Source organism: Janthinobacterium sp. TB1-E2, from assembly GCF_036885605.1.
In the GTDB taxonomy this organism is placed as follows: Bacteria; Pseudomonadota; Gammaproteobacteria; order Burkholderiales; family Burkholderiaceae_D; genus Janthinobacterium; species Janthinobacterium aestuarii.
This window is the reverse complement of sequence record NZ_CP142523.1, coordinates 4650433-4662345: the sequence shown is the minus strand read 5'-3', so window position 1 is coordinate 4662345 and position 11913 is coordinate 4650433. Positions and strand designations below refer to the sequence as shown.

Below are 11913 nucleotides of genomic sequence, written 5' to 3'. Positions count from 1 at the left end.
TAGCGGTCAGACGCGCAGCAAGCCACGGAAACCCCGGCTCGCATAATACGAGTCGGCGCCATTGTGATAGACGAAGACCTGCTCATAGCGGCGGTCGCAAAACAGGGCGCCGCCCAGCGCACGGATGCTGTCCGGCGTCGCGATCCAGCTCGAGGTCTTGCGGTCGAACGGTTCCAGCTCCTGCAACTGGCGGTATTGCGTTTCCGTCAGCAGTGTGACTCCCATCGTTTGCGCCATGGCCATGGCGCTGCCGGCCGGCTTGTTGGCCTTGCGCGCGGCCAGGGCATCAGCATCAAAACACAGGCTGCGCCGGCCGAGCGGGCTTTCTCCCGAACAATCGCAAAACGTGACGGTGTCCGTGTCGCCGGCGTGCCCGATGACGTCCGGTTCGCCGCCCGTGTCTTCCATTTGCTCCAAGACCGCCAGGCTGGCGGGAGCGGCATTCAGCCGCGCCAGCACCTTGTCCCACGTCCATCCCGGATGGCGGTGCATGTGCTGGCTGAAGCGGGTTTGCAAGGTATGGATCAAGTCATCATGCATGGCGCGGCTCCCTGGAAGTTCAATGGTACGGCCGATTATAAGACGCGATGTGGGCAGGCGGCGCTCACCCCAGCTGCACTTTTTCCAGCAGATAATCGAGCATCACGCGCACCCTGGCCGGCACTTGCAAGCCCGGTCCCACGAAGACGGCGTGCACGAGTTCCTTGTCGCCCGGATTGTAGTCCTGCAGCACGGGAATCAAATCGCCCCGCTCGATATCGCGCAGCACGTGATGGCGTGAAAAGCGTCCCAGTCCCATGCCGGCCAGCACCAGCTGGCGCATGCTTTCGCCATCGCTGACGCAGGTATTGCCCTGCGGCGCCACCTGCAATGTTCCGCCCGCGCCATCGAGGAAGGGCCAGGTTTCGTTCTGGCAGCGGAAGTTGAACGCCAGCAGATTGTGCGTGGATAAATCCTGCGGCGTGCGCGGCAGGCCGTGCCGCGCCGCGTAGGCGGGCGAGGCCACGACGACCATCACATCTTCACCCAGCTTGCGCGCCACCAGGTTCGATTCCTTCAGCTTGCCCGTGCGGATGGCGATGTCGGTGCGGTCTTCCAGCAAGTCGACGATGGCGTCGCTGACGACGACGTCGAGCACGATGTCGGGATAGCGCTGCGCGAACTCGGGCAGGATGGGCAGCAGATGGCGCACGCCGAACGGCACGAAACAGTTGATGCGCAAGCGTCCGCGCGGCGCCGCGCCCTGCGATGCTTCGCGCTCGGCGCCGTCGATGTCGTCGAGGATGCGCTTGCACTGCACGAAGAAGGCGTCGCCCTCGGGCGTCGTGTGCAGCTGGCGCGTGCTGCGCTGGAGCAAACGGGCCCCGAGCCGCGCTTCCAGGCGGTTGACGAGCTTGCTCACGGCCGACGGCGTCAAGGCCAGGCGGCGCGCGGCGGCGGAAAAGGCGCCCGTTTCCACCACGGCGACAAACACGGCCATCTCGAACGCGCGGTTGATGTCTTGCCTGGCCATTATTGAATCCATTTCACAGGTGTTTCCATTATCGGAGTCTATATCAAAAGCGGAATGCCCGATACACTGGCTGGATTGAACTCAGCCGGAGAATGCCATGACCACCGCAAGCCCTGTTTCCCCTCAAACAAGCAAGATGCCGCCCGGCGTGCTGGCGCTGGCCGTCGGCGCCTTTGCCATCGGCGTGACCGAATTCATCGTCGTCGGCATCCTGCCAAGCATCGCGAAAGATTTGCGGATTTCCATCGAATCGGCCGGCTCGCTGGTGAGCCTGTATGCGCTGGCGCTGGCCATCGGCACGCCGCTGCTGGTGCTATTGATGTCGCGCCTGCCGCGCAAGGCGGCCCTGCTGGGGCTGATGAGTGTGTTCCTGGCAGGTAACCTGCTGGCAGCGTTTTCCCACACGTTCGAACTGTTGCTGCTGGGGCGGGTCATCACTGCCGTGGCGCACGGCACCTACTTTGCCATCGGCGCCACCGTGGCCGCCAGCCTGGTGGACAAGGCGCAGGCGGGCAGGGCGATTTCCGTGATGTTCGCGGGATTGACCCTGGCCATGGTGATCGGCGTGCCGTTCGGCAGCTTCCTCGGCAACCTGATGGGCTGGCGTTTGCCCTTCTTTGCCGTGGTGGTCTTGGCCGCGCTGGGCCTGGCCGCCATGGCGCGCTGGCTGCCGGCCGGTTTGCAGCAAGGCAAGGGCGGCAAGGCCATGACGCAGCTGGCGGCCCTGGGCAGCGGTCCCATTATCACCATGATGGCCGTGACGACGTTCGGTTTCGGCAGCAGCTTTGCCGCGTTCACGTTTATCACGCCCATCCTGACGGACGTGACGGGTTTTTCCGCCACCATGGCCAGCGCCTTGCTGATCGTGTTCGGCGTCGCCACCTTTGCCGGCAACCTGGCGGGCGGCTACCTGACGAGCCACCTGGGCTGGCAAAAGGCCTTGCGTGTGATGCTGCTGTTGCTGGCCGTCACGCAAGCGGGCGTGGCGCTCAGCATCAGCTCGCAGTGGATGATGACGGTGATGCTGTTCGTCTGGGGCGTGTTTGCCTTCGGCCTGTCGCCCGCATTGCAGGCCGGCATGCTGGCCACGGCCGAGCGCTACACGCCGCACGCCGTCGATTTCGCCTCGGGCCTGAACATTTCCGCGTTTAATCTCGGCATTTCCTTCGGTTCCATGCTCGGTGCGCTGATGGTCTCGCGCCACATGATGGCGTCGTCGCCATGGGCCGGCGTGGCAGCGGCATTGCTCGCCTTGCTGCCGCTGGCCTGGCTGGCGCGCAGGAACGTGGCGAAATCAGGCGCGGTAGCGCAGCGCCTCCACGAAGGCTGAAAACGCGGGCGTGGCCTGGCGCCGGTTCGGGTAGTACAGATGGTAGCCCTGGAAGGTGGGACACCAGTCGGCGAGGATTTCGACCAGGCGGCCATCGGCCAGGTAGGGCGCCAGCAGGGGCTCGGGCACATACGCCAGGCCGATGCCGTCGAGCGCCGCATTGAGCACGTGCATGATGCTGTTGAACACCAGCTGGCCTTCGGCCTTGACGGCAAAGGCTTGCCCATCCTTTTCGAATTCCCAGGCGTAGATGGCGCCAGAGGGCCGGTGGCGGATATTCACGCAAGCGTATTCGGTCAGCGCATGCGGCGTCGCGGGCGCCCCATGGCGCGCGAAATACGCGGGCGATCCCACCACGGCCAGGCGCCAGTCGGGGCCGATGCGCACGGCGATCATGTCCTTGCTGATCGCTTCGCCCAGGCGGATGCCGGCGTCGAAGCGCTGCTCGACCACATTCGTAAAGCCGTAGTCGACCACCAGTTCCAGGCTGATGTCGGGATAGTCGCGCAGGAAGCCGGCCAGCATGGGGCGCAGCAGCAGTTCGATATGGTCGTCGGTGCAGGTGACGCGGATAGTGCCGCGCGGCTTGTCGCGCAGCGCGCCCAGCGCCTCGACCTCGGCGGCGATCTGCTCGAACAGGGGCGCGATGGCCAGCATGAGCTTTTCGCCCGCGTCGGTGGGCGCCACGTTGCGCGTGGTGCGCGCCAGCAGGCGCACGCCCAGCCGTTCTTCCAGGGTGCGGATGGTATGGCTGAGCGCGGACGCGGTGATGCCCAGCCTGGCGGCGGCCTTGGTAAAGCTGCGTTCCCGCGCCACGGCGAGGAATGCTTGCAGATCGTTGACTTTGGTTTGGCTCATTGCTGAATTTTTCTCATAACTACATCAAGATTGTACCCGCTAATCAAAAGAGCTTGCCTGCGTCAAGATGGTGCCCTGACTTTTAAAGGAGCATGGGCATGAAGACAACACGCATGAAAACGACCGCTGGCCGCCGCGAATTCGTCAAGGCAGCGGGCACGGGCATGGCGGCACTGGGCGTCCTATCCGTCCTGGGCGCACCCATTTTCGCCACCGCCGCGCCGGCCTTGCCAGCCATGCCCGATGGCGCCGACAATTTCTACAAAAGCGGCAAGGTGACGGTACAGCCGGTGCGCTTCCGCAACCAGTACCAGATGACGGTTGCCGGCAATCTGTTCCTGCCGGCGCAGCTGGATCCCGCTCGCCGGCACGCCGCCATCATCGTTGGCCACCCGATGGGCGCCGTCAAGGAGCAAAGCGCGAACCTGTATGCGACCAGAATGGCCGAGCAGGGTTTCGTCGCCCTGTCGCTGGACCTGTCGTTCTGGGGCGAGAGCGAAGGGCAGCCGCGCAACGCCGTCTCGCCCGACATCTACGCCGAGGATTTCAGCGCGGCCGTCGATTTTCTCGGCGCACAAGCGGTTGTCGACAGCGAACGCATCGCCGCCATCGGCATTTGCGGCAGCGGCAGCTTTGTCATCAGCGCGGCCAAGATCGACCCGCGCATCAAGGCCGTCGCCACGGTGAGCATGTACGACATGGGCAGCGCCAGCCGCCATGGCTTGCGCCGCACGCAAACGCTGGCGCAGCGCCAGGCTTATATCGCTGCGGCCGCGCGCCAGCGCCAGGTGGAATTTGCCGGCGGCGCCACCGCGTACACGAGCGGCACCTTGCCCGAGCTGAGCGCCAACCCAAGTGCTATCGAACGCGAATTCCACGACTTCTACCGCACGCCGCGCGGCGCCTACCTCCCTGCCGGCCAGCTGCCCGAGCGCGCCACCCGTCCCACCTTGAGCAGCAACGTCAAGTTCATGAATTTCTATCCCTTCATCGATATCGAGACGATCTCGCCCCGTCCGCTGCTGTTCATCACGGGCGACCAGGCGCACTCGAAGGAGTTCAGCGAGGATGCCTACCGGCGCGCCGCCGAGCCGAAGGAGCTCCATTACGTTGCCGGCGCCGGCCACGTCGACCTGTATGACCGCGTGACCCTGATCCCGTGGGACAAGCTGGCATCGTTCTTTCAGCGCGCCCTGGCGGCATGAGCGCGGTCCGCAGCGAGGCGGCAGCGCCCGCGTTCTGGGGCGGCATCTTTGCCATGACCCTGTGCGTGTTCACCCTGATCGCTTCCGAATTCATGCCCGTCAGCCTGCTCACGCCCTTGGCGGCGGACTTGCGCGTCAGCGAAGGCCTGGCCGGCTATGGCATCGCCATCTCGGGCGCCTTCGCCGTGCTGGCCAGCCTGTCCATCGCTACCCTGGCGGCATCGATGAACCGCAAGACCTTGCTGCTGCTGTTGACGGGCCTGATGTGCGTGTCGGCGCTGGTGGTGGGGCTGGCCACCAGCTACGCGATGTACATGGCGGGGCGCGCGCTGATTGGCGTCGTGGTGGGCGGCTTCTGGTCGATGTCGGTCGCGGTGGCGATGCGCCTCGTGCCCAGCCACAGCGTGCCCAGGGCGCTGGCCATCTTCAACGGCGGCAATGCGCTGGCGACCGTGGTGGCCGCGCCGCTGGGCAGCTATCTGGGCGCCAGCATCGGCTGGCGCGGCGCCTTCCTGTGCCTGGCGCCGGTGGCGCTGCTGGCGCTGGCCTGGCAGTGGCGCAGCCTGCCATCGATGCCGGCGGCGCCGCGTTCGGCCCGTTCCGGCCAGGTCTTGCGCCTGCTCGAACGACGCCAGGTCGCCCTGGGCATGCTGGCCGTCGGCGCGTTCTTCATGGGGCAGTTCGTGCTGTTTACCTATGTGCGACCGTTCCTGGAAAACGTCACGCGCGTCGGCGTGCCCACCTTGTCGATGCTGCTGCTGGCGATCGGCGTGGCCGGCTTCATCGGCACGGTGCTGATCGGCGTCGTGCTGCAGCGTGGCCTGTACCGCACGCTCATCGCCATCCCCTTGCTGATGGCCGCCATCGCGCTGGCCTTGCTGGCGTTCGGCGCCGAGCTGGCGCCCGTCTTCGTGCTGCTGGGGCTATGGGGCTTGCTGGCGACGGCCGCGCCCACGGGCTGGTGGTCGTGGCTGGCGCAGACCTTGCCCGCCGACGCCGAAGCCGGCGGCGGCCTGATGGTGGCCGTCGTCCAGCTGTGCATCGCCTTCGGTTCGACCGTCGGCGGCATCCTGCTCGATGGCCACGGTTTTCGCGCCACCTTCATGGCCAGCGCCGCGCTGCTCGTGCTGGCCGCGCTGCTGGCCTGGCGCACGGCCAGGCTGCACGAGGCATCGTCATGATCTATGCCAGCTTCACGACTTATATTCGGGCCTGAGCACCAGCTGGCGCAGCGCGTCTCTGGCGCTGCGCCATGTACGAACTGCCCATCGACGCGGCCATGATCATGGCAATCGCCAGCCATTGCCCGGCACCGAGGCGCTCGTCGAGCAGGATGTACGCGAGCATGGCGGCCACGGCCGGCTCCATGCTGCTCATGATGCCGAACGCTTGCGGCGTCAGCCGCTTCAGGGCCACCATTTCCAGCGAGATCGGTATCGCGCTGGAAATGAGGGCCACGCCCAAGCCTACGCCCAGCACGATGGGCGAGAGCAGGGCGGCGCCGCTGTGCATCACCCCGACGGGCACGACCACCAGCGCGGCCATGGCCAGGCCCAGCGAGACGGAATGGCCCGCATGCAGATGGCTGGCGCGCTTGCCGAAGACGATGTACGAGGCCCAGCAGACGGCAGCGCCCAGGGCGAACAGCACGCCCGTCGGATCGAGGTTGCTGACGTCGTGGCCGAGCGGCAGCAGCAGCGCCAGTCCCGCCACGGCCAGCGCCACCCAGACGAAGTCGAGCGGGCGGCGCGAGGCCAGCAGAGCCACGGCCAGCGGGCCGGAAAACTCGATCGCCACGGCGATGCCGAACGGGATCGTGCGCAAGGCCATGTAGAAGCACAGGTTGGTCAAGCCCAGCGCGGCGCCGTACAGGGCCACGGTGCGCAGGTCGGCACGGCTCAGCTGCCAGCGCCACGGGCGCCAGAACAGCAACAGCAGCAGCGCGGAAAAGCCCACGCGCACGGCCGTCGTGCCCTGCGCGCCCACGAGCGGGAACAGGCTGTGCTTGGCCCATGACGTGCCCAGTCCCAGGCAGGTGACGGAGCCGAGGATGGCCAGCAGGGGAATCAACGAGGAATAGCGGCGTAATGGCATGTGATAAAAGGCTTGATATCGGAATAGTGAAAGTTTATTGTGTCTGCTCCGAGTTTTGCACTGCATTTTGACCTTCATGACGCAACTTTCGCTCACACCCTCCCTCACGCTCGACGCGTTCGACCTGGCCATCCTCGACATCTTGCAGCGCGATAACACGACATCGCAGCGCGAAATCGCCCAGGCCGTGCACTTGTCTGCACCGGCCGTGCAGCGGCGCATCCGCCGTCTGCGCGAGAGCGGCGTGATCCGCAATGAAGTGGCCGTGCTCGACGCGAGCCGCGTGGGCCGCCCACTGATCCTGACGGTGGAAGTGCATCTGCACGACGAGCACCCGCAGCGCACGGCCGGCATGCGCGCGCGCATCATGGCCGAACCTGCCATCCAGCAGTGCTACGGGATCACGGGCGAGGCCGATTACCTGCTGATCATTACCGCCAGCAGCATGGCCGAATACGAGGCGCTGACGGAACGCCTGTTCGGCGGCGACGACAATATCCGCCGCTACCGCACGTCGGTGGCACTGACTTGCCTGAAGATGGGCTTGCACGTGCCGCTGGGGTAGGCGGAAGATTTTCCCTGGCATAAGCGGGACAGGGACGAATGTAGGAGCATGAAAATTGGAAGAACAAGGAATGTCGAATCTGGCCGATTCCGGCCTGCTTGCCGCCTGGCTGGCGGCACGTTCGATCGCGCGCGGCCTGGCGCTGCCCGTGCCCGATCAGGGCGGATGGCGCGTCGATACGGGCTTGCCGGGCGAAATCCGGCGCCACGTTTTTGCGGGACCTGTTCCAGGCATCAGCGCGCTGGCAGCCGCTATCCACGGCCCGCATATCTTCATCAAGATGTGTGGCGACGGGGAGCAATTGCTGGGGCTGTTACCGCCGCGATGGCAACTTTGCCCCGGCGGCTATTTCATGACCCATCAAGGCACTCTGCAGGCGCCGGATCTGCCTGCCGGCTACCGCCTGGACGTGGCAACATCACAGGAAATCACGACGGCGCATATTCTGGCCGAAGATGGCGGTATTGCCGCCAGCGGCCATGCCGTCGAATATGCCGGTGTCTTTGTCTTTGACCGCATCGTCACCGAGGCCGGCCACCGGCGCCGGGGGCTGGGGCGGGCGCTGATGGCCGCGCTGGCGGCCAGGCAACGATCGGCCAGCGCGCGCCGGGTGCTGGTGGCAACGGACGATGGGGCGAAATTGTATGCGAGCCTGGGCTGGCATAGCGAATCACCCTATTCGACGGCAACGATTGTTCAGGCCGGCATACGGCATCCGCCATCGAGCCGCTAGGGCTGCGCGTCGCGTTCGCGGCAGCTCAATGAGGCGTAATGGCCTTGGGGCAGCCTGGCCTTGATGGCTACCTCGCTCAATGCATGTTGCATATCGACTGGGTCGGTCAGGGTGCAGTGCTGGGCGCTGGCGAACGCTTGCAGGTTTTGCGTGTTGCCGCGTACTTTCACCGTCACGCCGGCCCCGGGGCTGACGCAGCAGCCTATGTATTGCGTGATGTATTCTTCCTCGATGAGCACCAGTTCATGTCCCATGAAGCTGGCCGGTTTCTTCAGCAGGTAGTAATCGGTGTAGTCGAAGCGCTGCTCGGGGCGCTTGCCGATGTAGCCTTCGCGCATGTAGGCGGCGATGGCCTTGCCCGAGGTGCCCACCCTGTCCGTCGTGCCCTTTTTCAGGTGCAGCGCGTGGAGCAGGCCGCTTTCAAGTCCGGGATCGGCGGCGTGGGCGCTGGCGCAGCTGGCGGCCAGCAGAAGAGCGCCGAGCAGGCGGCGGGTGCGACGCCATTCAGGCATGGGGTGGATTTCTTGCATATCTTTGACGCGAAGGGGACGATAGGCGCAGTGTAGCCCACGCCAGGCTGGGTGCGTGGCACAATGCGTGGATCCGCACGCCACGTGCCACTCATCCCAGGACTTTCATGACCCGCGCCATCCTTGACCAAGCCCAGATCCATTCCGCCGCCCGCCCTTTGATCGGTAGCAAGCACAAGGACATCGTGCGCGAGGTGCAGGCTGCCATCGCCGCGCACCAGGTGGTCGTCGTCGGCATGGCGCTCAATCCGTTTCCGCGCAAGGCGCGCAAGATCCTTGACGTGCTGGGCACGCCCTACCAGTACCTGCAATACGGCAGCTATCTGAACCAGTGGCACCGCCGCAATGCCCTCAAGATGTGGACGGGCTGGCCGACGTTTCCCATGGTCTTCGTCAACGGCGTGCTCATCGGCGGCGCCAGCGAACTGCAAAAACTCGTGGAAAATGGCGAGTTCAGCGCCATGCTGGCAAAGAAGGTGCGCGAGTTCTAAGACCCGCCTGACTACTGTCCTTACTCGCCCGGCCGCCACGGCGACTTGCGCGTGCGCAGCGGGTCGAGCAAGCTCCTTAAGTCGTTGTGGTCGAGCTCGTACATCAGCGCGATTAAACTGCCCAGTTCGCCCGAGGGAAAGCCTTCGCGCGCGAACCAGCCCAGGTAGTGTCCCGGCAAGTCGGCCAGCAGCCGTCCCTGATATTTCCCATATGGCATTTCGCGCGTGACCAGCAGCGCCAGTTTTTCTGAATTCATATTACTGCCCTCCCTTGCTTGCGGCGCAGTGTAGCAGACGGGCCGGGACGGCCGACACCCGTCAGTTTGTACACCACGCGCGTGATTTGGTTCCATCGTATTGGGGCCGGCTTTCGCGAAATCAAACTATCATGCATTTCACTACGCGCAAGCGCCGTTGCGCCACATACTGTGTCGTCAGTGCGCCGTGACGCTTACATGCACGGGCAGCAGGTGGCATCCGTGGTCATGGCATGGAAAGGGGGCAAGAATGCGAACAGCTGTCGCACTGCGCCGCCAGCATTGGTGGCTGACACTCATTGCTGCTTGCCTGGTCTTGGCTGCGTGCCACCGTTCGGCCCCTGTGAATGGCGAGGATCCAGGCTGGGTAGAGCGGTCCGATACCAGGCATAAAATCGCGGTCGTGTTCGTGCATGGCATCTTTGGCAGCACGCGAGGTACGTGGACGGACGCGCATGGCGAGAGTTTCTTTCGCCTGCTCAAGAATGATGCCACGCTGGGACCGCAAGTCGATACTTATGCCTTCGGTTTCAGCTCCAACATCATGACTGGCGGCTCGCCTGATATCCGCGAGGCAGCCAACAAGCTGCAAAGCTATCTGCAGCCGTCCGGTGTGCTTGACTACCCGGCCATTGTGTTTGTCGGGCACAGCATGGGTGGGCTCGTCATCATGCGCTATCTGGCCAATAATCTGGACAAGGCCCCCGCACTGGCTGAAAAAGTGCCGCTGATCGTTTTGTTCAGTGCGCCGATGGAGGGAGCACAGGTGGCGCAACTGGCAGGGCTGGTGGCGAGCAATCCTGCGCTGTCGAACTTGAGGCCAGTCGACAGCAATGACATGCTCAAGCAGCTTAGCGACGATTGGGCCAGCCTTGCGGCCAAGCCGCGCGTCGGCTGCGCCTATGAAACGGCTGATGTGGGGGGCGTGCGCATCGTGCAGTGGGGAAGCGCGACGCGCGTGTGCGACGGGCGTCCGGTGGCGATCGATAATGCGGATCACATTTCGCTCGTCAAGCCCGATCGGGCTACGCATCCTGCCTACATGTTTCTGTCCGGGCAGTTGACCGAGCATGTGCTGCCGCTGCAGATGAGTGCCCAGCTGGAGCTGCCCGATTTTCAGCGTGACGAGAATAGTTATATTTTCACCTTGGGCGCGCCCGAGGAAAACGTCCGCCTGATGAATACGGGGCGTGCCCACATGAAGTACTGGATCGGGAAAAAGTCCAGCCGTTCCTTGCTGGTTTCGCCTGGCGCAAGTCCGCAGCTGATCAATGGCAACTCCACTGAGTTGCTGACCGTTACGCTGCGCGTCGATGCCGATGAAAACGCCTACGAATTCACCTTAAAAAGCGATTTACCCTCGGAGCAAACGGTACGCGTGCTGGTGCCTGACTTGTCCCGTCTGCGTACGGGCCACCAGCGCAATGCCATCAAGGTGACGACCGGCCTGGCCCAGTACCTGGGCGATCCTGCCAATGCTGAAAAAATCGCGGCATTACAGCATGATCCCGACCAGCTCAATGCGCAACTGGCGGCTGTCGCGCACGCCGCTCTTGGCGAGCCCATCAAGCGCTTGCCCAGCGCCGAGCAATGGCTGCTGACTGCAGACCTGCTGGCCGCCGCCAATCTGAGGAGCATTGCTTCCGCGGCGCTGGCGCAGAGCGCCGGCATCGATGCCTTTTATCTGCAGGCAGAAAAGGAACTGCGCGACAAACTGCTGGCACAAGGCCGCGCGGAGTTGCTGATACGTTCAGATGCCATGGATTGGTCGCATGCGCTTCCGCACGCTGGGCATCCCGATACGCCGCTGCCTGCCGCCCAAGAGGACCAGGCGCCGTCGATGCCGGCCATTCCGGTGTGGCTCGACACGGTTGCTTACCGCGAGTCGTCGCTGCAACTGGTGCGCAACATGGAAAAAGTAGCTTCGTTGCGGCAGGATGCGGCCAGCCTGGAGGTGGCGACCTTGAAAATGTCGGCCGAGGCGGCGACAGCTAAACTCCAGCAAGTAGAACGGCAAGAAAATGCCACGCAGATGCAGATATTCCAGTCTCCTGCCGCCGAAGCAGAGCGTCAGCGGCGCAGCGAAATTGAACGGGAAACACGCAGCAGGGCACAAAGGATAGAAAGGCCGCAGCTGCGTTAAGGTCCGGGCAATATGCCTTTGTAATCAATATGCCTTTGTAATATTTCCGGTTGTTCAATTCCTTTTGCTCATGTCCAGTCGTTATCGTTTGCATACCGCTCGGCAGGTAGTCAGCGGCTGCTACTGGATCGATATCTTATAAATTGTTGATTTGAGCGCAATTATCTTCTGCCAAGCGAAGTATTTTTCGAAAC

The 11913-nt window shown here is 64.0% G+C and carries 13 protein-coding genes; 7 read left to right on the top strand and 6 right to left on the bottom strand.

Annotated elements, in window-relative coordinates; translation table 11 throughout:
• Positions 1-6 precede the first annotated feature (6 nt).
• Positions 7-540: a DUF4256 domain-containing protein gene (locus OPV09_RS20935; RefSeq protein WP_338679289.1), complete on the bottom strand. Its 534-nt coding sequence runs from the start codon at positions 538-540 to the stop codon at positions 7-9.
• Positions 541-604: 64 nt separating this feature from the next.
• Complete coding sequence (locus OPV09_RS20930; RefSeq protein ID WP_072452767.1) at positions 605-1513, bottom strand: LysR family transcriptional regulator; 909 nt, start codon at positions 1511-1513, stop codon at positions 605-607.
• A 97-nt stretch (positions 1514-1610) separates the two neighbouring features.
• Between OPV09_RS20930 and OPV09_RS20925 the strand changes: the two genes are divergently transcribed.
• Positions 1611-2843, top strand: coding sequence for an MFS transporter (locus tag OPV09_RS20925; RefSeq protein ID WP_338679288.1), 1233 nt, complete (start codon positions 1611-1613; stop codon positions 2841-2843).
• Here the strand turns inward: OPV09_RS20925 and OPV09_RS20920 are convergent.
• Complete coding sequence (locus OPV09_RS20920) at positions 2808-3701, bottom strand: LysR family transcriptional regulator (protein ID WP_338679287.1); 894 nt, start codon at positions 3699-3701, stop codon at positions 2808-2810. The two genes, OPV09_RS20925 and OPV09_RS20920, sit on opposite strands and share 36 nt — an antisense overlap.
• Positions 3702-3799: 98 nt before the next feature.
• On the opposite strand from OPV09_RS20920, the gene OPV09_RS20915 reads away from it, so the two are divergent.
• Positions 3800-4906 (top strand): alpha/beta hydrolase, encoded by a 1107-nt coding sequence (locus OPV09_RS20915; RefSeq protein ID WP_338679286.1) that lies wholly within the window; start codon positions 3800-3802, stop codon positions 4904-4906.
• The gene (locus tag OPV09_RS20910; protein WP_338679285.1) at positions 4903-6087 is read left to right on the top strand and encodes an MFS transporter; all 1185 of its coding nucleotides are present in this window, start codon (positions 4903-4905) and stop codon (positions 6085-6087) included. The genes OPV09_RS20915 and OPV09_RS20910 overlap by 4 nt, the downstream gene beginning before the upstream one ends.
• Positions 6088-6106: 19 nt before the next feature.
• On the opposite strand, the gene OPV09_RS20905 is transcribed toward OPV09_RS20910, so the two are convergent.
• Positions 6107-7000 (bottom strand): DMT family transporter, encoded by an 894-nt coding sequence (locus OPV09_RS20905; protein WP_319992866.1) that lies wholly within the window; start codon positions 6998-7000, stop codon positions 6107-6109.
• 76 nt (positions 7001-7076) lie between these two features.
• On the opposite strand from OPV09_RS20905, the gene OPV09_RS20900 reads away from it, so the two are divergent.
• On the top strand, positions 7077-7565 hold the full coding sequence (locus tag OPV09_RS20900) for an Lrp/AsnC family transcriptional regulator (RefSeq protein ID WP_338679284.1): 489 nt from the start codon (positions 7077-7079) through the stop codon (positions 7563-7565).
• Between the two features lie 55 nt (positions 7566-7620).
• Positions 7621-8298: a GNAT family N-acetyltransferase gene (locus OPV09_RS20895; RefSeq protein WP_338679283.1), complete on the top strand. Its 678-nt coding sequence runs from the start codon at positions 7621-7623 to the stop codon at positions 8296-8298.
• Here the strand turns inward: OPV09_RS20895 and OPV09_RS20890 are convergent.
• Positions 8295-8810, bottom strand: coding sequence for a hypothetical protein (locus OPV09_RS20890; protein WP_331777977.1), 516 nt, complete (start codon positions 8808-8810; stop codon positions 8295-8297). The genes OPV09_RS20895 and OPV09_RS20890 overlap by 4 nt on opposite strands.
• Before the next feature lie 125 nt (positions 8811-8935).
• Between OPV09_RS20890 and OPV09_RS20885 the strand changes: the two genes are divergently transcribed.
• The gene (locus OPV09_RS20885; protein WP_034749913.1) at positions 8936-9319 is read left to right on the top strand and encodes a glutaredoxin domain-containing protein; all 384 of its coding nucleotides are present in this window, start codon (positions 8936-8938) and stop codon (positions 9317-9319) included.
• 20 nt (positions 9320-9339) lie between these two features.
• Here OPV09_RS20885 and OPV09_RS20880 read toward each other — a convergent pair whose 3' ends face one another.
• A complete protein-coding gene (locus OPV09_RS20880) occupies positions 9340-9576 on the bottom strand; it encodes a DUF3820 family protein (protein WP_034749909.1) in 237 nt (78 codons plus the stop codon).
• 250 nt (positions 9577-9826) lie between these two features.
• On the opposite strand from OPV09_RS20880, the gene OPV09_RS20875 reads away from it, so the two are divergent.
• Positions 9827-11719, top strand: a complete 1893-nt coding sequence (locus tag OPV09_RS20875) for an alpha/beta fold hydrolase (RefSeq protein WP_338679282.1) — start codon at positions 9827-9829, stop codon at positions 11717-11719.
• Positions 11720-11913: the final 194 nt, after the last annotated feature.

Excerpts from the sequence above, each read along its gene's own strand:
- OPV09_RS20935 (WP_338679289.1), bottom strand. The coding sequence starts at position 540 with ATGCATGATGACTTGATCCATACCTTGCAAACCCGCTTCAGCCAGCAC.
- OPV09_RS20930 (WP_072452767.1), bottom strand. The coding sequence starts at position 1,513 with ATGGCCAGGCAAGACATCAACCGCGCGTTCGAGATGGCCGTGTTTGTC.
- OPV09_RS20925 (WP_338679288.1), top strand. The coding sequence starts at position 1,611 with ATGACCACCGCAAGCCCTGTTTCCCCTCAAACAAGCAAGATGCCGCCC.
- OPV09_RS20920 (WP_338679287.1), bottom strand. The coding sequence starts at position 3,701 with ATGAGCCAAACCAAAGTCAACGATCTGCAAGCATTCCTCGCCGTGGCG.
- OPV09_RS20915 (WP_338679286.1), top strand. The coding sequence starts at position 3,800 with ATGAAGACAACACGCATGAAAACGACCGCTGGCCGCCGCGAATTCGTC.
- OPV09_RS20910 (WP_338679285.1), top strand. The coding sequence starts at position 4,903 with ATGAGCGCGGTCCGCAGCGAGGCGGCAGCGCCCGCGTTCTGGGGCGGC.
- OPV09_RS20905 (WP_319992866.1), bottom strand. The coding sequence starts at position 7,000 with ATGCCATTACGCCGCTATTCCTCGTTGATTCCCCTGCTGGCCATCCTC.
- OPV09_RS20900 (WP_338679284.1), top strand. The coding sequence starts at position 7,077 with ATGACGCAACTTTCGCTCACACCCTCCCTCACGCTCGACGCGTTCGAC.
- OPV09_RS20890 (WP_331777977.1), bottom strand. The coding sequence starts at position 8,810 with ATGCCTGAATGGCGTCGCACCCGCCGCCTGCTCGGCGCTCTTCTGCTG.
- OPV09_RS20885 (WP_034749913.1), top strand. The coding sequence starts at position 8,936 with ATGACCCGCGCCATCCTTGACCAAGCCCAGATCCATTCCGCCGCCCGC.
- OPV09_RS20880 (WP_034749909.1), bottom strand. The coding sequence starts at position 9,576 with ATGAATTCAGAAAAACTGGCGCTGCTGGTCACGCGCGAAATGCCATAT.
- OPV09_RS20875 (WP_338679282.1), top strand. The coding sequence starts at position 9,827 with ATGCGAACAGCTGTCGCACTGCGCCGCCAGCATTGGTGGCTGACACTC.